The sequence below is a fragment of the Streptomyces sp. NPDC021020 genome (genome assembly GCF_044333285.1).
Classification (GTDB): domain Bacteria; phylum Actinomycetota; class Actinomycetes; order Streptomycetales; family Streptomycetaceae; genus Actinacidiphila.
The window spans coordinates 104,061-124,898 of sequence record NZ_JBIRQQ010000016.1; the positions used below are offsets into that span (position 1 = coordinate 104,061).

At 74.4% G+C, this 20,838-nt stretch carries 14 protein-coding genes; 4 read left to right on the forward strand and 10 right to left on the reverse strand.

The window, feature by feature from the left end; translation table 11 throughout:
• The first annotated feature begins 113 nt into the window (after window positions 1–113).
• Window positions 114–1,601, forward strand: coding sequence for an MFS transporter (locus tag ACH4SL_RS35325; protein ID WP_398453864.1), 1,488 nt, complete (start codon window positions 114–116; stop codon window positions 1,599–1,601).
• A gap of 53 nt (window positions 1,602–1,654) precedes the next feature.
• Here the strand turns inward: ACH4SL_RS35325 and ACH4SL_RS35330 are convergent, their stop codons facing one another.
• A complete protein-coding gene (locus tag ACH4SL_RS35330; RefSeq protein WP_398453866.1) occupies window positions 1,655–2,908 on the reverse strand; it encodes a hypothetical protein in 1,254 nt (417 codons plus the stop codon).
• 300 nt (window positions 2,909–3,208) lie between these two features.
• Here ACH4SL_RS35330 and ACH4SL_RS35335 point away from each other — a divergent pair, with 300 nt between their 5' ends.
• Window positions 3,209–4,135 (forward strand): NADP-dependent oxidoreductase, encoded by a 927-nt coding sequence (locus ACH4SL_RS35335; protein ID WP_398453868.1) that lies wholly within the window; start codon window positions 3,209–3,211, stop codon window positions 4,133–4,135.
• On the opposite strand, the gene ACH4SL_RS35340 is transcribed toward ACH4SL_RS35335, so the two are convergent.
• From ACH4SL_RS35340 to ACH4SL_RS35350, 3 genes are all read right to left on the reverse strand, one after another.
• Window positions 4,107–7,565: a tetratricopeptide repeat protein gene (locus tag ACH4SL_RS35340; protein ID WP_398453870.1), complete on the reverse strand. Its 3,459-nt coding sequence runs from the start codon at window positions 7,563–7,565 to the stop codon at window positions 4,107–4,109. The genes ACH4SL_RS35335 and ACH4SL_RS35340 overlap by 29 nt on opposite strands.
• A 696-nt stretch (window positions 7,566–8,261) precedes the next feature.
• Window positions 8,262–9,680 carry an ATP-binding protein gene (locus ACH4SL_RS35345; RefSeq protein WP_398453872.1) on the reverse strand — a complete coding sequence of 473 codons (1,419 nt, stop codon included), beginning with the start codon at window positions 9,678–9,680 and terminating at the stop codon, window positions 8,262–8,264.
• A 71-nt stretch (window positions 9,681–9,751) separates the two neighbouring features.
• On the reverse strand, window positions 9,752–10,333 hold the full coding sequence (locus tag ACH4SL_RS35350) for a TetR/AcrR family transcriptional regulator (protein ID WP_398453874.1): 582 nt from the start codon (window positions 10,331–10,333) through the stop codon (window positions 9,752–9,754).
• A 139-nt stretch (window positions 10,334–10,472) separates the two neighbouring features.
• Here ACH4SL_RS35350 and ACH4SL_RS35355 point away from each other — a divergent pair, with 139 nt between their 5' ends.
• Window positions 10,473–11,123, forward strand: a complete 651-nt coding sequence (locus tag ACH4SL_RS35355) for a CatB-related O-acetyltransferase (RefSeq protein WP_398453876.1) — start codon at window positions 10,473–10,475, stop codon at window positions 11,121–11,123.
• Here the strand turns inward: ACH4SL_RS35355 and ACH4SL_RS35360 are convergent, their stop codons facing one another.
• Window positions 11,124–11,690 carry a TetR/AcrR family transcriptional regulator gene (locus tag ACH4SL_RS35360; protein ID WP_398453878.1) on the reverse strand — a complete coding sequence of 189 codons (567 nt, stop codon included), beginning with the start codon at window positions 11,688–11,690 and terminating at the stop codon, window positions 11,124–11,126.
• A gap of 119 nt (window positions 11,691–11,809) precedes the next feature.
• Between ACH4SL_RS35360 and ACH4SL_RS35365 the strand changes: the two genes are divergently transcribed.
• The gene (locus tag ACH4SL_RS35365) at window positions 11,810–13,279 is read left to right on the forward strand and encodes an MFS transporter (RefSeq protein WP_398453882.1); all 1,470 of its coding nucleotides are present in this window, start codon (window positions 11,810–11,812) and stop codon (window positions 13,277–13,279) included.
• A gap of 44 nt (window positions 13,280–13,323) precedes the next feature.
• Here ACH4SL_RS35365 and ACH4SL_RS35370 read toward each other — a convergent pair whose 3' ends face one another.
• The 5 genes from ACH4SL_RS35370 to ACH4SL_RS35390 all read right to left on the reverse strand — a co-directional run bounded on the left by ACH4SL_RS35370 (window position 13,324) and on the right by ACH4SL_RS35390 (window position 20,557).
• A complete protein-coding gene (locus ACH4SL_RS35370; RefSeq protein ID WP_398453884.1) occupies window positions 13,324–13,905 on the reverse strand; it encodes a hypothetical protein in 582 nt (193 codons plus the stop codon).
• Between the two features lie 13 nt (window positions 13,906–13,918).
• Window positions 13,919–15,928 carry a vWA domain-containing protein gene (locus ACH4SL_RS35375; RefSeq protein WP_398453887.1) on the reverse strand — a complete coding sequence of 670 codons (2,010 nt, stop codon included), beginning with the start codon at window positions 15,926–15,928 and terminating at the stop codon, window positions 13,919–13,921.
• The gene (locus ACH4SL_RS35380) at window positions 15,925–17,196 is read right to left on the reverse strand and encodes a KH domain-containing protein (protein ID WP_398453889.1); all 1,272 of its coding nucleotides are present in this window, start codon (window positions 17,194–17,196) and stop codon (window positions 15,925–15,927) included. The genes ACH4SL_RS35375 and ACH4SL_RS35380 overlap by 4 nt, the downstream gene beginning before the upstream one ends.
• A complete protein-coding gene (locus tag ACH4SL_RS35385; RefSeq protein WP_398453891.1) occupies window positions 17,193–19,157 on the reverse strand; it encodes a hypothetical protein in 1,965 nt (654 codons plus the stop codon). Before ACH4SL_RS35385 ends, ACH4SL_RS35380 begins: the two co-directional genes overlap by 4 nt.
• 128 nt (window positions 19,158–19,285) lie before the next feature.
• Entirely contained in the window at window positions 19,286–20,557 is a 1,272-nt protein-coding gene (locus ACH4SL_RS35390) for a hypothetical protein (protein WP_398453893.1), read from the reverse strand.
• Window positions 20,558–20,838 lie beyond the last annotated feature (281 nt).

Below are 20,838 nucleotides of genomic sequence, written 5' to 3' on the forward strand. Positions count from 1 at the left end.
GCCCGGTGCTACCGTCATCGACGTAACGGAACGACAGACCCGTTAAGCATCTGTCGGGGGTCCACCGGCGTACCCCCGCACGCCCCGCACGCCCCCGCGAAGGGACCCCCGCCATGTCCTCCTCCACCCACTCCACCCGCTCCCGCGGCCGCACCGCCCCGCAGGCCCCTGCCCCCGCACCGGATCCCGCGCCCGCGGTTCCGCCGCCCGACCACCTCACCCGGCGCCTCAAGCTCGTCCTCGCGGTGCTGCTGACCGCGCAGTTCACGCTGGCCGTGGACTTCTCGATCCTCAACGTCGCGCTGCCCGACATCGGCGAGGGCCTCGGCTTCGCCCTGCCGGACCTCCAGTGGATCGCGACCGCGTTCGCGCTCGCCGCCGCCGGTTTCACCCTCTTCTTCGGCCGGATCGGCGACCTCCTGGGCCGCAAGCGCGTCTTCGTCGGCAGCGTCGCGCTGCTGGGCCTCGCCTCGCTCGCGGGCGGACTGGCGACGTCGCCCGCGGTGCTGCTGGCCGCGCGCGTCGCGCAGGGCCTGGCGACGGCCGCCGCGACCCCGGCGGGCCTGGCGCTGCTGACCACGTCCTTCCCCGAGGGCCCGCTGCGGCGCAAGGCGCTGGGCGTCAACGGGGCGCTGATGTCCGCCGGTTTCACCGCCGGCGCGATCCTCGGCGGGGTCCTGACCGACCTGCTCTCGTGGCGGTGGGCCTTCTTCGTCAACGTGCCCGTCGCCCTCGCGGTCGTCGCGATCGCCCCGGCCGTGATCAGCGAGTCCCGCCCCGCCGTACGCCCCCGGCTCGACCTCCCCGGCGCGCTGACGGTCACCGGCGCGCTGCTCTCCCTCGTGTACGCCCTGACCTACGCCGGCGCGCACGGCTGGACGGCGGCCCCCGCCCTGGCCGGATTCGCCGCCGGGGCGGTGCTGCTGGCGGCGTTCTGGCAGGTCGAACGGCGGGTCGCGGAACCGCTGGTGCCGCTCGGGGTCCTGCGGCTGCGCTCGGTGGCGTGGGGCAACGTGATCGGCCTGCTGGCCTTCGTCACCGAGACCTCACTGGTCTACCTGCTGACCCTCTACCTGCAGCGGACCCTCGGCTTCTCCCCGCTCGCCGCGGGCGCGTCCTTCGGTGTGCTGGGCCTCGGCACGGTCGCCGGCGGCCTGCTCGCCCCGCGGGTGATCGCGGCGACCTCGACGGTGACCGCCCTGACCGCGGGCGCCCTCGTCCAGGCCGTCTTCACCGCGTCCCTGCTCCTGCTCGGCAGCACCACGGGCCCGGCGCTCGCGCTGCTCCTCCCGGCGACGTTCTTCGGCGGCGTCGGCAACATGCTCGTCATCGTCGCCTTCATGCTCACCGCCACCTCCGGCCTCCCCGACTCCGCCCAGGGCCTGGCGACCGGCCTGGCCTCCATGAGCCAGCAGGTCGGCATCACCCTCGGCACCCCCCTGATGTCCACCGTCGTCACGGCGACCACCCCCGCCCTGGCCACCCCCGCCGCCCTCCACCACGGCGTCACGGTCGCTATCGGCGCCAACACCGCCCTCGTCGTCCTGACCGCGGCGATCCCCGCCCTCTTCCTCCGCTCCCGCCGCGGCGGAAAGCGCTGACCGCCCGGCACCCGGTGCGGGCCCGCCCCCGACGGCGGGCCCGCACCGGCATGTCAGGTCGCGGCCAGGAGGTCGCCCGCCGCGGCCCGCACCGCGGAGTACGCCTGCGCCAGCACGTCGGGGGAGGTCGTCACCCGCGGGACGTCGTCGGGGGTGTGGAACTGCCGGAAGTTGCCCGCCACGGACAGCAGCGGCACGGCCGGACCCAGGGCCGCGTTCCACACCGCGCCCTCGCCCGGGAATTTGGCCGCCTGGTTGAAGCGGGCGGTGGCGAGGTCGGCGGCGAGGCCCGGCACCTCGTCGAAGGCCGGGTTGCTCGCGGCGCCGCGGGGCGCCAGTGCGAAGCGCCCGTCCGGGCCCTTGGCCGCCGCCGCGAGGGCCGAGCCCAGGTGGAAGACGGCGCGCGGCGCGAGGTCGAACTCCTGGGCCAGATAGGCGCGGGCGCCGTAGTTGTTCAGCTCGTGGCCGGTGTTGCCGAGGAAGAACACCGGGTGCTCGCGGGCGAGTTCGACGGCCAGGGCCAGCGCGAGCGCGACACCGGTCCCGCGCTCGGCGGCGCAGGTGAACCAGCCGGTCAGCGGGGTGGTCACGACGATCGGGTCCTTGACCGGGCGGCGGGTGCCGAACCAGCCGGTCAGGCAGTACGTCCGGGCGCGTACCGTCCGCGCCGAGAAGTCGACGTCGGCGCCGTACCGCGCGATCCGGTCGGCGGCGCTGCCGGGGACGAGCAGCGTGGGGATGCCGGTCTTCGGCGCGTCGGGGTCGCTGTTGTAGCCCACCAGCCCGTCGTAGGGCGCGTACGTGGCGGTCGTGCTGGTGGTCGGCAGCACCGCGACCGAGGCCCCGCCCCGCGCGGCCTCGGCGAGCGCCGCGAGCACCGCCGGGTCGCTGCCGTCCTTGGTGGTCGTCACCGGCCGTACGAAGTCGGCCCGGCCCTTCACCCGGCCGGTGCCCTCGTAGTACAGCGGCAGCGCCGGCAGCCGCTCCCGCCCGACCCGGACCTCGGCCTTCCACGCGTAGTGCGGGTAGTCGTAGGCCCACCGCCCGGTCGCCGCCCCGAGCGCCCGCAACTGCCGCTCCAGCCACACCAGCGCGGCCGACTGGTCCGGTGTCCCGGTGCGGTGGACCCAACGGCTGTACCCCTCGACCACCGAGTACAGCGACCTCCCGGTCGGTCCCGCCGCCCCGCCGCCCTGCGCACGGGCCGGGCCGATCCCGAGCGCCGTCGCCCCGGCGACCGCGGCCCCGCCGACGAGCACCGCCCTTCGCGTCGTACGCCCGCCGTGCTGCGCCTTCTCCGAGGTCATGTCCACCGCTCCATGAGGGGTCGTCAGTACGCCCCGTCCCGTCGGCGGCCCACCGAAGGACGCCGGAACACGCAGGTCAGAGCCCTGTGATCGTCCCTCGCACCATCGGCGCGGACAACGTTGCGGCGGCAGATTTCACGGACTGGCAACACTCGCGGGACGGACCGGTTCGCGGGGCCCGGAACGGGTGACAGGTGTGGCCGACCCGGCGGCCAGGTGGAGCAGTCGCCGGGACACCGGGCGCCCGGCCGGGGAGGCTCGGCAGGAGGTGAGCCCCCTGCCCCGCCCGTGAGGAAGCCCATGCGCGCCATCACCGTCCGCGACCGGGAGTCCGGTGTCCGCGGGATGACCCTGACCGAGCTGCCGGAGCCGCACGCCGCCGAGAACGACGTGGTCGTGCGCGTCCACGCGGCCGGGTTCACCCCGGGAGAGCTGTCGTGGCCGGGGACCTGGACGGACCGGGCCGGCCGCGACCGTACGCCCAGCGTCCCCGGCCACGAGCTGTCCGGCGTCGTGACCGCGCTCGGCTACGGCACCACCGGGCTGAGCGTCGGCCAGCGCGTCTTCGGCCTCGCCGACTGGACGCGGGACGGCGCGCTCGCCGACTACGTGGCGGTGGAGGCCCGCAACCTCGCCCCGCTGCCCGCCGACATCGACCACGTCACCGCGGCCGCGCTGCCCGTCTCCGGCCTCACCGCATGGCAGGGCCTGTTCGACCACGGCCGGCTGGCCGCCGGCCGGACGGTGCTGATCCACGGCGCCGCCGGCGGCGTCGGCTCGCTCGCCGTCCAGCTGGCCCGCGAGGCGGGGGCCCGGGTGATCGGCACCGGCCGCGCGGCCGACCGCCGCACCGCCCTCGACCTGGGCGCGCACGCCTTCGTCGACCTCCAGGCCGACCGGCTGGAGGACGCCGGGCCCGTCGACGTCGTCCTCGACGTCATCGGCGGCGACATCCTCGACCGCTCCGCCGCCCTGGTCCGTCCCGGCGGCGCCCTCGTCACCATCTCCCGCCCCGTCACCGTCCCCCCGGTCGACGCCCGCGCGGTCTTCTTCGTCGTCGAGCCCGACCGCGCCCGGCTCACCGCCCTCGCCGCCCGCGTCCGCACCGCCCGCCTCACCCCGCTCGTCGGCTCCGTCCACCCCCTCCCCGAGACCGCCGCCGCCTTCGCCCCCGGCACGCGCGCCCCGGGCAAGAAGGTCATCCGCGTGGCGGAGGAGGAGGGGTAGCCCGGCGCGCCGGGTCGTCGGCCCGCGACCGGGAAGGCTGCCCGGCCGGTGCCGCCCGCGTGCAGCACGTCGCCGGCCAGGCGCTGCGGGCGAACTGCGGTGTCGCCGGGTCGGCCAGGTGCGCGCGGATGGAGGCGGGGGTGGTCTCCCCGTCGGTCCGGTCGACGCCGAGTCGGTCGAGGATCTCCAGGGCGCGCTGCCAGTGCGTACGGGCCTGGTCGTCCTGGTGCAGGGCCTCGTGGGCGTGGGCGAGACCGTCGTGGGCGCGGGCCCGGTCCTCCGGGTGGTCCAGTTCGGTGGCGAGTGCGAGAGCCCGCTCGTGGTGGGTGAGGGCGACGTCCGGGTGGCCGGTGGCGTGCTGCAGCCGGCCCTGGCCCTGCCACGCTTCGAACTGCCAGTTGAGGGCGCCGCTTTCGTGGGCGATCTCGTGCAGCCTCTGGTACATGTCGGCGGCCCGGTCGTACCGGCCCTGGGCGAGATGGACGTGGCCCAGGCCGACCAGCGCGTTCGACTCGCCGGTGACGTGCCCGGTGGCGTAGGCGAGTGGCAGGGCCTGCTCGTAGCAGTCGGTGGCCCGGTCGTACCGGCCCAGCGCGAGATGGACGTGGCCCAGGCCGACCAGCGCGTTCGACTCGCCGGTGACGTGCCCGGTGGCGCGGGCGAGCGGCAGGGCCTCCTCGTAGCAGTCGGTGGCCCGGTCGTACCGGCCCAGCATCCGGTGGATGTGACCGAGCCCTGCCAGGGCGTCCAGTTCGGCTGTGCGGTTGCCGGTGGCGCGGGCGAGTTGCAGGGCCTGCTGGTAGTGGTCCGTGGCCCGGTCGAACCGGCCCTGCGCGAGGTGGAGGAGGCCGAGGCCGACCAGCGCGTTCGACTCGCTGATCCGGTTGCCGGTGGCGCGGGCCAGCCGCAGCACCTGCTGGTGGCAGTCGGTGGCCCGGTCGTACCGGCCCAGGACCCAGTAGACCTGGCCGAGACCCGCCAGGGCCCCCAGTTCGGCCGCGCGATGGCCGGTGGCGCGGGCGGTGGCCAACGCCCGCTCGTGGAGCGTCTCGACGTCGTGGAACCGGCCGCGGGTGAACAGGTGCTGGGACACGGTGGTGGCCAGGTGCAGCAGGTATTCCGGCCTGTCGTGTTGGGCGGCGTACCTCGCGGCGGCCAGGAGGATGTGCAGTTCGTCGTCCAGCCAGCGCAGTGCCGCCGCCGGGTCGGGCAGGTGCGGGCAGGGGGTGCGGGCGGCGGGGACCTGCGGACGCTGTCCACGTTCGTGCGGGTGAGCGGCTTCCATGGCCACCGACGCGGTGTGCCGGTAGTAGTCGAGCAGCCTGTCCGTCGCCGCGCGCGCGTCGGCCCCGGTCTCGTTCTCGGTCGCGGTGCGGACCGCGTGCGCACGGGTCAGGTCGTGGAAGCGGTAGCGGCCCGGGACGGGCTCCTGCAGCAGGTGCGCCTCCAGCAGCTGTTCCAGCATCCGGCCCGTCTCCTGCTCGCCGGCGTCCAGCAGCGCGGCCGCCGCGTACCGGTCGAAGTCCGCGCCGAGGTGCAGGCCCAGCCGGCGGTAGGTGCGCCGCAGGCCGGTACCGAGGTCCTGGTAGGACAGGTCGAGGGTGGCGGTGACGCTCCGTTGCCCGGCCGTCAGCTCGACGAGCCGGTGCTGCCGGTCGCGGAGCCGCGCCACCAGGTGCTCCAGCTCCCAGGTGGGATGTGACCGCAGCCGGGCGGCCGCGATCCAGATCGCCAGCGGCAGGCGGCCGCACAGCTCGGCCAGTTCGTCGACCAGGCCCGGTCGCTGGCCGGTCAGCCGGTGCTCACCGGCGGCCTGGCGCAGCAGCGCGACGGCGTCGGAGGGCGGCAGGACGTCCAGCGACAGGGTCTGGGCGTGGTCGAGACCGGACAGCCGGCGCCGGCTGGTGATCAGTACCAGGCAGCCGGACGCGCCGGGCAGCAGCGGCGTCACCTGGGCCTCGGTGGCGGCGTTGTCCAGCACGATCAGTACGTTCTGGTCGGCCAGCAGGCTGCGGTACAGCCCGGCGCGCTGATCGACGTCGGCCGGGATCCGTTCGCCCGGGACCCCGAGCGAACGGAGCACCCAGCCCAGCGCCTCACCCGGCTCGACCGGCGCCACCCCGTCGGTGTACCCGTGCAGGTCGATGAACAGCTGCCCGTCCGGATACCGGTGGGCCATCCGGTGCGCCGCCTGCACGGCCAGCGCGGTCTTGCCCACGCCTGCCATGCCGTCGATCGCGGTGATGACCACCGCGGACGCGTCGTGCAGGCTGCCCAGGTCGGCCAGCTCCGCCATCCGGCCGGTCAGCAGCCTCGGCGGCGCCGGCAGTTGCCTCGGCGCGGGGTACGACGGGCCGGGCGGTTCCGGCGCTGCCCGGCCGCGGGCGGGGCGGGCGCCGGCAGCGGCGGTGATCTCCTGCCGCAGCACCCTCCCGTGAGCCGCGGCCAGTTCGGCGCCGGGGTCGATGCCCAGGTCGTCGGCCAGCCGCCGCCGGATGCTGTCGTACGCCGCCAGGGAGTCGGCCTGCAGGCCCGCGCCGGCCAGCGCCAGGATCAGCCGGGCGTGCAGCGGTTCGTGCAGCGGGTGGGCGGCGGCCAGCGCCCGCAGCCGGGGCAGCGCCCGCCCGTACGCGCCCGCCGGCGCGGCGAGGTCGGCGTACCGCAGCGCGGCCTCCACCTGCTCGTCCGCCAGCGCGGTCACCAGCGGGTGCGCGCTCATCTCGGGCACGTCGGCCAGCGGCGCGCCCCGCCACAGCCCCAACGCGCTCTCCAGCAGCGCCAGGGCGTCCGGGACGTCGGCCCGGCGTGCCGCACGGACCAGCCCGCGGAATTCGGTCACGTCCAGCTGCTGCTCGGACAGCACCAACCGGTAGCCGCCCGTGCCCAGGGTCAGCACACTGCCGGCCGGGCGCCCCGGCCCGGCCGGATCGAGGGACGGGCGCAGCCGCGACACGTAGGTCTGGAGGAGCTGGTGGGTGTCGGCGGGCTGCGGATGGCCGCCCCACAACAGGTCGACGAGTTCGTGCACCGGCACGGTGGCGTTGGCGCTCAACGCCAGCCGGGCCAGGACCAGGCGGCGCCCGCCGCGTCCGAGCGCGACCTCGGCCGATCCGCGCCGCAGCGTCAGCGGCCCGAGCAGGCCGACCCGTACCGCTCCCTGCTGCTCGGCGGCCGCCGCGTGCTCCGGTGCCGGCTCCTCGACGACGGCGGCGTGACGCAGTTCGGCCGCCTCGTGCCCGTCGAGCCCGAGCGCCGTGGCCAGCGCCCGCACCGAGGGCAGCTGGGGCTGCCGGGTGCGGCCCTGCTCCAGATCCCGCACCGTGGTCACGCCGAGTCCGGCCCGCTCGGCCAGCTCCCGCTGGCTGAGCCCGACGCGCCGCCGGTACCCGCGCAACCGCGTGCCGAACGACATCAGCCGCTCGTCCGCCACCGCCCCTCCCCCCTCGCCCTCGCCCTCGCCTTGTCGTCGTCGGAAGGGCGACAGGTCAGGGTACCGGCCCGCTACCGGCAGCGCCCCGTCAGCCGAAGGACAGCACCTCACCCCAGACTTGCCATGATCGCCGCAAGCGCCATCCCCCACCGGACCGGACACCAGCCAGTCCTCAAGGACGAAGGGCCATCCGCATGTCCGCGTACGGAGCGCACGCCCCCTGGGGTCTGTCGTGTGGATCTCCGCGGCGTCGCGTGCCCCGGCACGCACACCTGCCGCGTTGTCGTCGGTCCACAACGCTCCGCGTTGCCTCCCTCCTCCGCCTTGCATCTGCACGCACCGGACCCCGCTCCTTCCTCCACGGAGACCCAAACGACAGACCCTAGCCCCGGCTGCCACCCACGGCCCCGCTCCGCCGGCGGCCGACGTGAGCCAGCCGTCCCAGACGCGCTGGAAGGCGAGGAGGGGGCGCCTTCCAGCGCGTCGCCCTGCCCGGCGCGAGGCCCCGCGCCTCGCCGGCGCCTCCGACATCGTCGACGCCACCGTCGTGACCATGGCAGCCATGCCTCGGCGCCATCATCTGGACCTCGAACCCGCACGACATCCGCACCCTGGCCGACGCCCAGGACACCAAGCCCAGCCCCGTCATCCGCACTGTCTGACCGTCGCCCCATCGACCCGTCGACCTCGGTCGTGTCACAGCGGCCAGGCAGTCAGCAGATCGCCGGGGCTGTAGGCGGCGTCAAGCCCCGGGCAGTCGACTCCGCTGCGCGAGACCGCCACGACCGGGACGGGTTCGTCGGTGAGTGCGGCTCGGTGTCGGTGGAGGGCTGCCAGGTCGTGCCGGTCGAAGGGCGACTGCTCCAGCCACTTGACGGAGCCCACGAAGAGCAATTCCTTCGCGACGGGGGCGCGGTCCGCCCCGACGATGTCGATCTCGACGTCATTCGTGCGGGTCCAGTAGCCGCCCACCGCGGGAGCCGCGGGCAGGCGGTCGTCGGGCAGGATACGGGCGAGCGCCTCGCGGATGAGCGGCTCGACGGCCCGGCCGCGCCAGCTCGTCCAGCTCTCCCGGATCCGCGCCAGCGTCAGATCGCCCCGCCCGCGCTCGATCTCCCCCATGGAGGGGCCGAGCAGGTGCAGCCAGAAGCGCAGGTAGGGATCGGCCACCCGGTAGCGGCGGTCCTTCGACGGCCGCAGCGAGACGGGCAGCTCCGCGGCGACGATCCGCTTGTCCGTGAGCAGCCTCAGTGCCCGCTGCAGCGGCGCGGCTCCGATTCCGCCGGCCGCGCGGGCGATGTTCGTGAAGGTCCGCTCGCCACTGCCGATCGCCGCCAGCACCGCACGGGCCTGAGCCTGCGGGGGGAATTCCGCGGCGAGTGAGCGCTCGGCCGACACCAGCAGCGCGGAGACCGGATCGTCCAGCTCCTCGGCGAGGAAATCCCACAGCCCGGCGCCGTGCGGCCATTCCGCGCAGATCAGCGGCAGCCCACCCGTGACGAGCACCGCGTCGAAGGCCTGCGCCGGATCCAGCCCCAGCATCCGCCCCACGTCGGCGGGGTTCAGCGGCCCGAGCACCATCTCGCGGCCGCGCTGGTGGAAGGGCCGTCCGTAGCTGTTCAGCGCCTCCATCATCGACAGATCCGAGCCGATGAGGACCAGCAGCACCGGCTTTGCCTCCAGGGCCCTGTCCCAGGCGCGCTGCAGCATCCCTTCGAAGGCGCCGTCGTCATCCATCAGGTAGGGCACCTCGTCGATGACCAGCACGCTTGCCCGGTCGGCGGGCAGCGCCGCGGCCAGCACATCGAACGCCGCGTCCCAGCTCTCGGGCCGCGCGGCGGCGACCAGGTGCGCCAGGGGCAGCGTCGACGCCTGGGCGTCCCGGGCCAGCCGTGCCACATCGTCCGCAGGAGACGAACCGGTAGCCGCGTAGAACAGGAACGGCGCTCCGGATCGCTCCACAAACCGCTCGACCAGCCGTGACTTCCCCACCCGCCGCCGCCCGCGCAACATCACGCACCGCCCCGGCCGCTCGCCCCCGACCCCCGCGGCGACCTTCTGCAGCTCGCGCGCCAGCGTGGCCAGCTCATGCCCGCGACCGACGAAATCCACCATGGACAGACCTCCACACTGGAGCACGTTACTAACACACATGTTAGCAACATTCATGTGAGCAACGGCTCACCTTACGGTCGCGGTCCCATTCCGGCGAAGAGGGCGTCGAGAATTCGGTCGACGTACGCGTGGGTGAGCGGTTCCTGGGTGATCAGGAGGCGGAAGTACAGGGGGCCGGAGAGGATCGCCATCGCGAGGTCCAGGTCGAAGTCGGGGGACAGCTGGCCCTGGGCTCGTGCGGCTTCGAGGCGGGCGGCGGTCTTGTCCGACTGGGGGGTGATGAAGCGTTCGTTGAGCGCGGCCGCGAGATCGTGATCGTGCTGGGCCTCGCCGACCAGGGTCCGGAAGAGGGGGCTGAGGGGCTCCGCGGCCAGGAGGTCGACCGCGTCGTAGATCTGTTTCCGCAGGTCGGCGACGACATCGCCCGTATCGGGGTAGTCGAGGGCCGACTCGCCGAGTGACAGCAGCGAGTCGAGGAGCAGGGCGCCCTTGGAGGGCCAGCGGCGGTAGATGGTGTGTTTGCCGACGCCTGCCCGGGCGGCGATCGCTTCGATGCTGAGTTTGGCGTAGCCGACTTCCTGGCCCAGTTCCAGCGCGGTGCGCTTGATGGTTTCGGTCAGGTCGGCGCCGCCGCGACGGCGGACGGTTGTCATCCTTCGAGGATAGCGGCACGGCACGTGCCGTGCTTGACAGCGTCACACACGCCCGGGCACGCTGGCGAACGGCACGGCACGTGCCGTTCCAGGAGTGGCCCCCGCACCCAACCGCCCGCACACGACGAGGACGCCCGCCGTGCACGTACCCGCCGACCCGACCGTCCTGCACCCGATGCCCGACCAGCCGCGGGTCGTCCTGCTCAAGCCGCTGGTCACGTCGCCGCTGATCGACGTCGGGGAATACTCCTACTACGACGACCCCGACGACCCGACCGCGTTCGAGACCCGCAACGTGCTGTACCACTACGGGCCGGAGCGGCTGGTCATCGGCAGGTTCTGCGCGCTGGGCACGGGGGTGCGGTTCCTCATGAACGGCGCCAACCACCGCATGGACGGCCCCTCGACCTTCCCCTTCCCCACCATGGGCGGCTCCTGGGCCGACCACTTCGACCTGCTCACCGGCCTGCCCAACCGCGGGGACACCGTCGTCGGCAACGACGTCTGGTTCGGCCACGGCGCCACCGTCATGCCCGGTGTACGCATCGGGCACGGCGCGATCGTCGCCAGCGGCTCGGTGGTCACCAAGGACGTACCCGACTACGGCATCGCCGGCGGCAACCCGGCCCGCCTCGTCCGCACCCGCTACAGCGACGAGGACATCGCCCGGCTGCTCGCGCTGGCCTGGTGGGACTGGCCCGCGGAACACATCACCCGGCACGTACGGACGCTCATGTCCGGCAGCGTCGACGAGCTGTGCGACGCGGCGCCCCGCGCCGCAGCGCCGTGATCACAGCAGCCGGTCGACCAGGTCGTCGACGTACTGCGGGGTGAGCGGGCCCATGCCGAACAGGACGCGGATGTACATCGGGGCCAGGACGTGGTCGAGGACGGTGAGTGCGTCGGGGGCGGGCTCGCCGCGGTCGCGGGAGCGGTCGAGCATGGACTGCAGCTGGCGGGTGCGTTCGTCGCGGAGGTCGTCGCGGGCCCGCAGGCCCTGTTCGCCGTTGGTCGACAGGGCGACGGCCAGGCGTACCAGCACCAGACCGTCGGGGCCGGTGATCTCGCGGGCCACCTGGGCCGCGTACGTGCGCAGGTCGCCGGCCAGGCTGCCGGTGTCGGGCATCGGCGACTGCGCGTTGAGGCGGCTGAGCGCCACATCGGTGAGCAGCGTCTCCAGGCCGCCCCACCGGCGGTAGATGCTGCTGTCGGCCACGCCCGCGCGGGCCGCGACCTCGCCGACGGTGAAGCTGCCGTAACCGCGCTCGCTGATCAGCTCGGTGACGGCCCGGTGCACCTCCGCCGCGACCCGCGCGCTGCGCCCGCCGGGCCGCCGGGCCCGCTGCTGCTCGTTCATCCCCTCACCCTAACGCAGGTGGGACTTGCGTTTGTGACGCGAGCCTCCCTATAGTCCTCTAACGCAGTCGGCGACTGCGTTAGAGAGCCGGGCCCGATCACCGAGCGAGGGGAATCCCCATGACCGCACCGCGAACGACCCCGGAACGACGGCCGAACCGGGCCACGCTGCTCACCGTGACCTGCCTGGGCCAGTTCATGGTCCTGCTCGACAACACGATCGTCGGAGCGGCGCTGCCCGACATGCAGCACCGGCTCCACACCCAGCTGACCGGCCTGCAGTGGATCGTCGACGGCTACGTGCTGCTGGTCGCCATGCTGCTGCTGCCCGCCGGTGTCTTCGCCGACCGGTTCGGCCGCAAGCGCCTGTACCTGACCGGCGTGGCGGTGTTCACCGCCGCGTCGGGGCTGTGCAGCCTCGCGCCCACGGTCGGCTGGCTGATCGCCGGCCGGGCGCTGCAGGGCATCGGGGCCGCCGCGCTGAGCCCTGCCTCGCTGGCCCTGCTCGCCGCCGCCCACCCCGTACCGCAGGAGCGCATCAAGGCGATCGGCCTGTGGGCCGGGCTCAGCGGGATCGGCCTGGCCGCGGGTCCGGTGGCCGGCGGCATACTCACCGACGCCTTCGGCTGGCCCGCCATCTTACTGGTCAACCTGCCGATCGGCGTGTTCCTGCTGCTGGTCGGCCTGCGCCGGCTGGAGGAGTCCCGCAACCCGAACGCCCCCGCGACCGACGTCCCGGGCACGGCGCTGTCCGTCCTGGGGGTGGGGGCGATGACCTACGGGCTGATCGAGGGCGGCGCCCGCGGCTGGACCTCACCGCTCATCCTGGGCAGCTTCGCCGCCGCGGCGGCCCTGCTCGCCGCCTTCGCCGCCGTCGAAGCCCGCCGCACCGCGCCGATGCTGCCCCTGCGACTCTTCCGGCAGCGGCAGTTCACCGTGTCCAACACCGCCATGACCGTGGTGGGGTTCGCGCTGATGGGCGCGTCGTTCTTCTTCTCCCAGTTCTTCGTGTACGTCCAGGGCAGCTCGATCCTGCGCGCCGGCCTCCAGACCCTGCCCGCCAGCCTCGCCATGGTGGTCGTCAGCCCCTACGCGGGCCGGCTGGCCGCCCGCTACGGCGTCCGCACCGTGGCCACCACCGGCCTGGCCCTGGCCGGCCTCGGGCTCCTGTCGCTCGGCACGGTGCACGCCGGCACCGGCTACCCGAACGTGTGGTGGCGGCTGGCCGTCACCGGCGTCGGCTTCGCCCTGGCCCTGTCCCCGCTGACCGGCGCCGCCATCCAGGCGGTCAGCCCCCAGGAGGGCGGCCTCGCCTCCGGCATCAGCAGCACCACCCGGCAGATCGGCGCGGTGCTGGGCGTGGCCGCCCTCGGAGCCGTCGTGCGCACCCGCCAGTCCGGCGGCGCCTCCCTCGAATCCGGCATCACCAGCGCCTTCGTCGTAGCCGGCGCCGTCACCCTGGCCACCGCCGCCTTCACCGGCCTGTGGCTGTCGAAATCCGCCCCCGCGCAGGTCACCGCGGCGCCGCAGCCCTCCCCCGGCCCCGGCGCGACCAGCGTCCCGGACGCGGCAGCCGCGAAGAGCCGTTGACCACCGTGCGGCCGGCCAGGCCGACCACGCCCTCGCCGCCGTCCTCAGCCGGCTCCCGGCCGCACGGGGCCGTCGCCCGAGCCGACCGCGTAGATCCGCTCGCGGAGCTGCTCCTCCGCCGAGTCCAGGTCGGTCCACAGGTCCAGCCAGAACCGGCCCTTGCTCTCCCCGGGCCGGTCCAGCCGCACCACGACCCAGGAGAAGGCCCCGGTCAGGACCTCCCGCTTCCGGCCACCGACCACCGACAGCGCGAAGGACACGGCCAGTCCGGCCCGGGTGACGACGATGCTCTCCTCGTCGTCGGGACGACGTCGGCCGCCGGTGAGGAACCGGGGCTTGTCGAGGATCTTGACCCACTCCAGGACCGCGGTCGGCACCTGCGGCAGCAGGCAGTCGAGGATCGCCCCGCGGACCGCCCCGGCAGGGTCGTCGCCGAGCCAGCCGAGCCAGTGACCCGTGTCGGTGAGCTTGGCGAAGTCGTCCTTGGGCGGCCCGTATTCCGGGTTCTCCCTGAACTCCCCCGTCAGCTTCCCGTCCTCCCCGACGAGCCAGTAGCCGTGAACCGCCTCGCCGGGGACAAAACCGTCGAGGCTCTGCGTATCGGCAACGATCCCACACGTCGCCACGAGCCGCCCGGGCTCAGAAGCCCTGGACCCGCAGCGCGGTGCGCTCCGCGGGGACGAAGCCCCCGTCCTGCGGGGTCGGTTCGGCGGCGGTCGGGGTGGGGGGCTGCTCGGCGTTCAGTACCGCGTAGATGTCGGTGAGCATCCCGGCCAGGTCCTCCATCAGGCCCAACTGCAGTCGGCCCCAGCCTGCTTCGTCGTCGTCGGGCAGGTGGTAGCGGCCGGTGTGGGCGAGGAAGACCTCACCCACCATGCGCTGGTGCTGCTCCGCCTCCTTCTTGTTGTTCCGGCCCACGGTGTCGTGCGCCGTCTCCAGCCGCATGGTGTGGATGCGGAAGAGGCGGCCGTCCCAGATGATGTCGGCGACCCCCGGGATGGGGTAGGAGTCCTTGTCCCGGGGGGAGTTGAGGGCGCTCTCCTGCTGCTCGTAGAAGACCTTGTGCACGTCGAGCACCCAGGCCGCGAAGTTCGAGCGATCGCGGACCGGTTGGCCGATGTGGTGCAGGGCCCGGGTGTCGTTGGTCTGCCGGTAGAGCGGCCGGCCGATACGCCGGCGGGACGCGTCGACGCACGACGAATACAACAGGCTGATGGACTCCGCCAGTTCACCTCGCCGGGCATCGGTCGCGGTGGCGGCGCTCCGGCTGAGGGCGAGCGCGATCTCGGGCTGCGGTCCGGGCAGCCGCCCGGTCCGCGGGTGGCCCACCGTCTGGGTGACCCCGGCGCCCAACTCCCCGAAATACTCCATCAGTACGTCGGTACCGCCGATACGGGTGGGGTCGCCGCCGCCCACCTCCACCAGGTGGCGCAGCAGCGCGTGGTTGGGGACGATGCTCACATGCGGCTCACCGGTGCTGCGCCGGTGGTGGCTCTCCCACCACGGCCAGAAGGTGGCCTCGGCGCTGACCCCCACCGCGTGCAGGCGGATGCCGAGCGAGCGGTTCAACTCCTCCATCAGCGACACCGGGTCCGCGGTCGCCGCCAGCATCTCGCCGGTGGCGTCCACCCCCTTCTCCGCCCAGTCGGCGCCGTCGCTGACGAGCACCACCAGGCGCTCGTTGTGCGGATTGCCGTACCGGTGCAGCAGCTCCGACGCGTGGTGCAGTGCCTGGCCGATGTCGGTGCCCGCGTCTTCCGGCTGGAGCAGGCCGACCGCGGCGCGGAATTCCCCGATGGTGGACTCGTCGCCGACGTCGGCCATCCCGCCGGCGCGCGGGAACACCGGGACCGAGGCCTTCGTGAAGCGGACCAGCGCCAGCCGGGTGGGCCGGCCGCCCGCGGACAGCCGGACGTCGGCCATCTCGTGCAGTGCGCGTTTGAGCGCGTGCATCCGGGTCACGTACCGCTGCGTCCGACGGCCGAGGCGGCCGACGTCGCTGTCGTCCAGCACGTCGTCCCAGGACATCGAGCCGCTGCAGTCGGCGAGGATCACCACGTCCACACCGGTCCTGTTGCCCGGCAGGAACAGGTGCACGGTGGTGCCGGCGCCGATCCGCAGGAGTCCGGTCAGCGGGTCGCCCGACCCGTCGGCGACGCTGCGCACCCGGTAGGGCACGCCGTCCACGTACAGCCACGCGGCCTCGCCCGCCTCGGGCTCGTACCGGAAGACCTGGCCGTCCAGCGCGGAGGAGCCGCGCAACTGCTTCACCGAGGCCTCCGGGAGGGCGTCGGCCGCGGACTCCAGCACGACGGACGCCGCGACGGCGGCCGGCTGTTCGAGCAGCTGCCAGTCCTCACCGGCGGCACCGGACAGGCCGGCGGCGCGGGCCAGGTCCTCGTGCACGGCCACCACGCCCGCGGGCAGGCCGGGCGTCGGGAGCATCCGCACGGCCGGGCCGCGCCGCTCGTCGCCCGCCGCGGAGGGCGCTCCCGCCGCGGACAGTGCTCCCGCCGCGGACAGCAGTACGCCCGTGAGCTCGGCGGACACGTCGGACGCCGGGATGCCGACCCGGTTGTCGGCGACCAGCCCGTCGCCGCCGACGATCACCAGCCGCGTGCCATGGGCGCGGCCCAGAGGGACCCTCATCGCTTCTCCACCTTCAACGTGACACCCAGCCGGGCGCCGAGGTCGCGGATACCCGACCCACCGCGCCCGATGAACAGCCCGGCCACATCCGGCGGAACCCTGACGTAGAGGGCGTTCGCCTTGGGCCGGAAGTCCGAGAAGGAGAGCCGTTCGGCGAGCTGCCCCCTGCCCGCGGCGACCAGCATGCGCAGCAGGGCCTCGTAGTGCCGGCGTCCCAGCTCCTGGTCGCCCCGGAAGGCGTTCAGATCCTGCTCGCGGACCCGGGCGTGGGCGTCGAGCAGGGTGGCCATCTCCGCGCCTGCCCCGGTGCTGCCGGCGGTGGCCCGCAGCCGGGTGAACAGCGCGTCGACGACGCCCATGTCGAGCGCCTCGTTCCGCACGTGGATCAGGATGTGCCGGACGACGGACAGCCGCGGGAGCAGGGCCGGGCCGTCCGCGCGCGACCGGCGGCGCAGGGCGGTGGCGGCGACGATCTGGAAGACCACGTCCTCCCGCGACATGCCGCGCAGCCCGGAGAGGTGGGTGGGGCACAGGGCGAGGCCGCGCCGGTGGGGGCCGTAGATCTGCCAGCGCCCGGCGTGCGCGGCGCAGACCCGGTGCGGGCACGTCCCGCCGCCCCCGGAGCGCACGTGCTCGCACCGCAGGTAGCCGGTCTGCCCGCACCGCGGCGCCACGCAGGTCGGGAAGCGGTCGTCGAAGCAGCCCCGGCAGTACGAGGTACGGGCGTCGCCCGGGTGCGGGACGCGGTGGGCGGCGCACCATGCCTTGCGGTTCTTGCAGCCGGACCCGTCGCACCAGAAGACGCCGGGCCGGCCGCAGGCGGGGCAGGCGGGGGTGTGGTCGGGGCACACCGTGCGGAAAGCGCCCTCCAGGATGACCACATGCCGGTCGCAGAGCCGGGTGCCGCCGTCCTTGCCCTTCTCCTCGTTGCAGACGTGGCATTGGAACGGCCCGTACGTGCGACTGCCCGCGGTGGCGCAGGGCCCGCAGGCGTAACGGACCCGCGCGGTCTCCAGGATGCCGCGGACGGCGAACTGCGTGCCGGGGCCGAAGGCGTCGGGGTTGCCGGCCGGGTCGAGCAGTTGGAGCGTCAGGGCGCCGCGGTCGCCCAGGTCCAGCCGCAGGCTCCGGCCTTCGCGCGGGTCGACGCGCAGCAGGTGCGGTTCGATCTGCTGCCAGAGCGCCAGGTAGGCGTCGGCGTCCGGCAGCGGCTCGCGGTATTCGCGCACGTCGAGACTGACGGGGACGGGCGCTGGTGGGGTGGTCATCGGGCGGCCTCCTCGCCCACGGGCAGGTCGTGGTTGTCTCGTTCCCGATCGTCCGAGGGGGGCCGGCGGCGCGCAGGCGACTTATCGTCAGCCGGTCGCCCCTCGCCCCCCGCCGGGGATTCCGCCGCGGCGGAATCCCCGGCGAGGTCGACCAGCAGCAGTTCGGACTTGGCCCGCTGGCCCTGCTCCGAGCGGTAGACCGTGGACGCCAGGGTCAGCACCGCCAGCCCTTCCGGGCGGCGCTGGACGCAGCGCCGCACCGACGCGTTCAGGTCGAGCTTGTCGGCCACCGGGACGTCGCAGGCCAGCAGCGCGGCGCCGTGCCGGCGGGCCAGGGCGACGGCCTGTGCCGCCGCCTCGCTGTCCCAGGTGAAGTGGGCCTCCCCGGCGGTGACGGTCTGGCCTCGCGGCGGGCGCAGCGAGCGGCGGATCTCGCGGGCCTGCGCGTGGTTGCGCAGCTCCCGGTCGAGGTTGCCGCCGCCCCCGCCGGCCAGGTGCTCCCGTACCAGCGCGAGCGACGCGGCACCGGAGGGGTTGCCCGCCCGTTCCAGTGCGGTGAGGAGCGCGGCGGCGGTCCTGGGGGGTTGCGAAGGCTGTCCCGGGTGCTGCTTGGCCGGGTGGCCGCCGGGGGCGTGCGTAGGGGGCCGGTCCTTTTTGGCGGGCCGCGCGGGGGTGTTCCAGGCCAGCGGCTGCTCCCAGGCCAGCGCGAGCAGCGAGACCGAGCCCGGGGCGAGGCCGCGGACCTGCGCCGTCACATGGTCGGTGAGCAGCCAGTCGGCGTCGGCGAGCCGGCCGGCGACGTGCCGGCCGTCCAGATCGGCCGGCGCGGTGCGGCGCCAGGACGCCACCAGGTCGTTCTCGTTGCGGGCGGCCAGCGGATGCGTGTCCTGGAGAGCCAGGCCGGCCAGCATCGGGGCGATCTCCGCGAAGCCGACGTCCATGGCCTGGAATTCCGGCGTGAGGTCCTTCAGCAGCTCCAGGCAGACGCGGTGCGCCTTGCGCACCCGGGCCTGCGGCCTGGCCTTCGGCTGGTCGGCGGTGGTGCGGGGCCCGCCGCCCCTTCCCGGCCCGGCACCGCCCCGCCCCTGCCGCCCCTGCCCGCCGGACTCGACGTCGAAGGAGGCGGCCAGGCCGTGGGCGACGGCCCGGGAGCGGTTGCGGTCGACGATCTGCTGCAGCAGGGCGGGGACGCGCCGCCCCTCCCGCTCGAACCGCCGGGCCCGGATGGCCAGGGCCTGCACGAGCAGGGCGTGCGCCATCGTGTCGGTCACGAGGATCTGGGCGTCGATCATCCGCAGCGTCACTGCGGGGAAGGCGCCGTCCGCCCCGCCGAGCGGGTCGACGTCCATCAGGCCCAGCCGGGTCACCCCCTCGTCACGGCTCAAGGAGGCCGTGACCCGCTCCAGATGGGCGGGCGAGGCGGAGTGCAGGTAGCGCGTGGTGAGCTGGTCCGTGGTCTCGGCCAGTCGGCGCGACCCCTGGCCGCCCGCGGTGTGCGGGCCGTACGCGCTGCGTCCGGTCAGGGCGACGAGCGCCGCCGAATGCAGTCGGAAGAGGTTGGTGCACAGCTCGCGCTGGACGTCGCTGTGCACCTCGACGTCGTGCTCGTCGCCGGTCAGCCAGGCGGACGTGGGCGGCCCGCCCGGCGCGTATCCCGAGGGCAGCAGCACCCCGCCGCGGCGCCGTACCGCGACGGCCAGGGCCGCGGTGGCGTCGGCGAGCGAGCGGGCGATACGGGCCCTGGCCGCGGGGGTGCTCAGCGAGACGGGCCCCGAGTCGAGCCACACCCGCCCGGCCTCGGCGGGCTGCGCCTCACCGCGGACCACGGGCGCCTGCCGCTCCGGCGTCAACGCCCGTCCGAGCAGCGGCCGTAAGACCTCCGCGGGGTCGTCACCGGCGATCACGTAGCCCTTGCGGATGCGCTGGCGTAAGGCGCCATCACGGTACAGACCCACCAGCACGGGCGGCTTCCTCTCTCACGTACGGCGCCCGAATCTCGCGGCGCCCGAATCTCGGCTACGGCGGCCGGATCCCACGGCCTCCGATCTCACGTACGGCCCCGGGCCCCGGAGGCCCCGCGGTCGGTCCGTCACGGGGACCCGGTGCGGGGGCTGCCGCGGAGGGCCCGGAGCATGCCGCGCAGCGGAGGGAGCAGCGCGAGGGCGACCCCGGCCAGCAGCACCGAGATCCCGGTGGCCCACAGGAACGCGCCCGCGCTGCTGCCGGTCGCCACCGCGGCGCCGCCGTAGACCAGGGAGAACGGGACGCCCAGGACCGTGACGATGCCGAGCGCCGCGTTCACGGCGCGGGCGGTCGACGCCTCCACGAAGCGGGTGCAGACGGCCAGGTCGTCCACCACGCGGGCGCGCAACTCCGGCAGCCGGTGCTGCTCGCGATAGGCGGCCAGCAGCTCGTTGCCCTTCCCCCGCACGGTGACGTGGTCCGTACCCAGCACACCGCGGAGGTCGATCAGCCGGCGCTCCAGGGCCGCGATCGCGGCGGGATCCAGCCGGTGGGCCCGGATCGCCGCCACCGACTCGGTCAGGTCGCCCAGCGCCTTCGCCTGGAGCCTGCCGAGCAGGAAGGCGTCCAGGTAGATGCTGTGCACATGGGTGCGGGCCAGGTGGTGGAAGGATGCGCGGTCCCCCGGGTCGGCCGTCGTCCCGAGGAAGGCCGCGCCGTCCCGCAGCACCAGCGCCTGCCAGTCGGCGGAGAACCGGACCCGGCCGCGGAAGGACTCGGCGTGGCCCTCGGGATCCGGCGGGAAGCGGGCCACCGGCGTTGCCGAGGCGAGCATCCACAGCCACTGGTCCCGGGCGCCCCAGGCGCCGTAGGCGGCCGGCATGACCTCGGGCCAGGGCCCTTCGGAGCGGGTCAGGTGGACCAGCGTCCAGCAGCGCCGCAGCGCCCGCGCGACGCGCGTACCCGCCGGCAGCAGGGCCTCGATCGCCGCGCGGTGGGCTGTCCCGGTGCCGGAGGCCGACAGGTCGGTCAGCCCGGCGACTTCGGCGAGCGGATCGGCGCCGAAGCGTACGTGCAGCACCGCGAGCCCGTCGCCGTCGCCGAACTCCGCGGGCACGCGCAGCACTTCGACCGCGAAGACCTGCGTCCCGCCGATGCGGCCGGAGACCTGCCGGGACCAGCGCACCGGGCGGTCCGGCGCCCCGTACAGCGCCTCCGCCACGCGGTGCTCGAAATACCCGAGCCTGACCTCCCGGCCGGCGGGGACCGCCTCGGCCCGGTCCGCCGGGCCGACACCCGTGGCCACCGGTAACGGACCCGCGTCCCAGCCCGCTTCCCCGCCGGCCGCCACCCCGGTGACATCGACGACCAGGCATCCGGTGCCCGTGAACGAAGCCATGACGCAACCTCCCCCAGCCCGCCGTGATTACTCCGCATTGTCCCCTAATTCCCCCCACCCGCGCGTCTCTTTCCACAAGCCGATCCGCCGCCTCCCCCACTTCGCCGGCAGCGGGCGGCAAGGGCGGCCGGGCCGGGGCGGGGGCGGTCCTGGCGGTGATTGGACGCCGTTGTCACTGGGGGCGCCTAGAGTCTGTGCCACTCGTCACGGTGCGTTGCCGCAGGCGGGTTTCATCAGCGTGCCGCCGTGTTCGGCGGCCGTCCGGGGACAACGGGAGAGCA

Bases quoted from the DNA above. Each gene is read 5' to 3' on its own strand.
- ACH4SL_RS35325 (WP_398453864.1), top strand. From the start codon at position 114: ATGTCCTCCTCCACCCACTCCACCCGCTCCCGCGGCCGCACCGCCCCG.
- ACH4SL_RS35330 (WP_398453866.1), bottom strand. From the start codon at position 2,908: ATGACCTCGGAGAAGGCGCAGCACGGCGGGCGTACGACGCGAAGGGCG.
- ACH4SL_RS35335 (WP_398453868.1), top strand. From the start codon at position 3,209: ATGCGCGCCATCACCGTCCGCGACCGGGAGTCCGGTGTCCGCGGGATG.
- ACH4SL_RS35345 (WP_398453872.1), bottom strand. From the start codon at position 9,680: ATGGTGGATTTCGTCGGTCGCGGGCATGAGCTGGCCACGCTGGCGCGC.
- ACH4SL_RS35350 (WP_398453874.1), bottom strand. From the start codon at position 10,333: ATGACAACCGTCCGCCGTCGCGGCGGCGCCGACCTGACCGAAACCATC.
- ACH4SL_RS35360 (WP_398453878.1), bottom strand. From the start codon at position 11,690: ATGAACGAGCAGCAGCGGGCCCGGCGGCCCGGCGGGCGCAGCGCGCGG.
- ACH4SL_RS35365 (WP_398453882.1), top strand. From the start codon at position 11,810: ATGACCGCACCGCGAACGACCCCGGAACGACGGCCGAACCGGGCCACG.
- ACH4SL_RS35375 (WP_398453887.1), bottom strand. From the start codon at position 15,928: ATGAGGGTCCCTCTGGGCCGCGCCCATGGCACGCGGCTGGTGATCGTC.
- ACH4SL_RS35380 (WP_398453889.1), bottom strand. From the start codon at position 17,196: ATGACCACCCCACCAGCGCCCGTCCCCGTCAGTCTCGACGTGCGCGAA.
- ACH4SL_RS35390 (WP_398453893.1), bottom strand. From the start codon at position 20,557: ATGGCTTCGTTCACGGGCACCGGATGCCTGGTCGTCGATGTCACCGGG.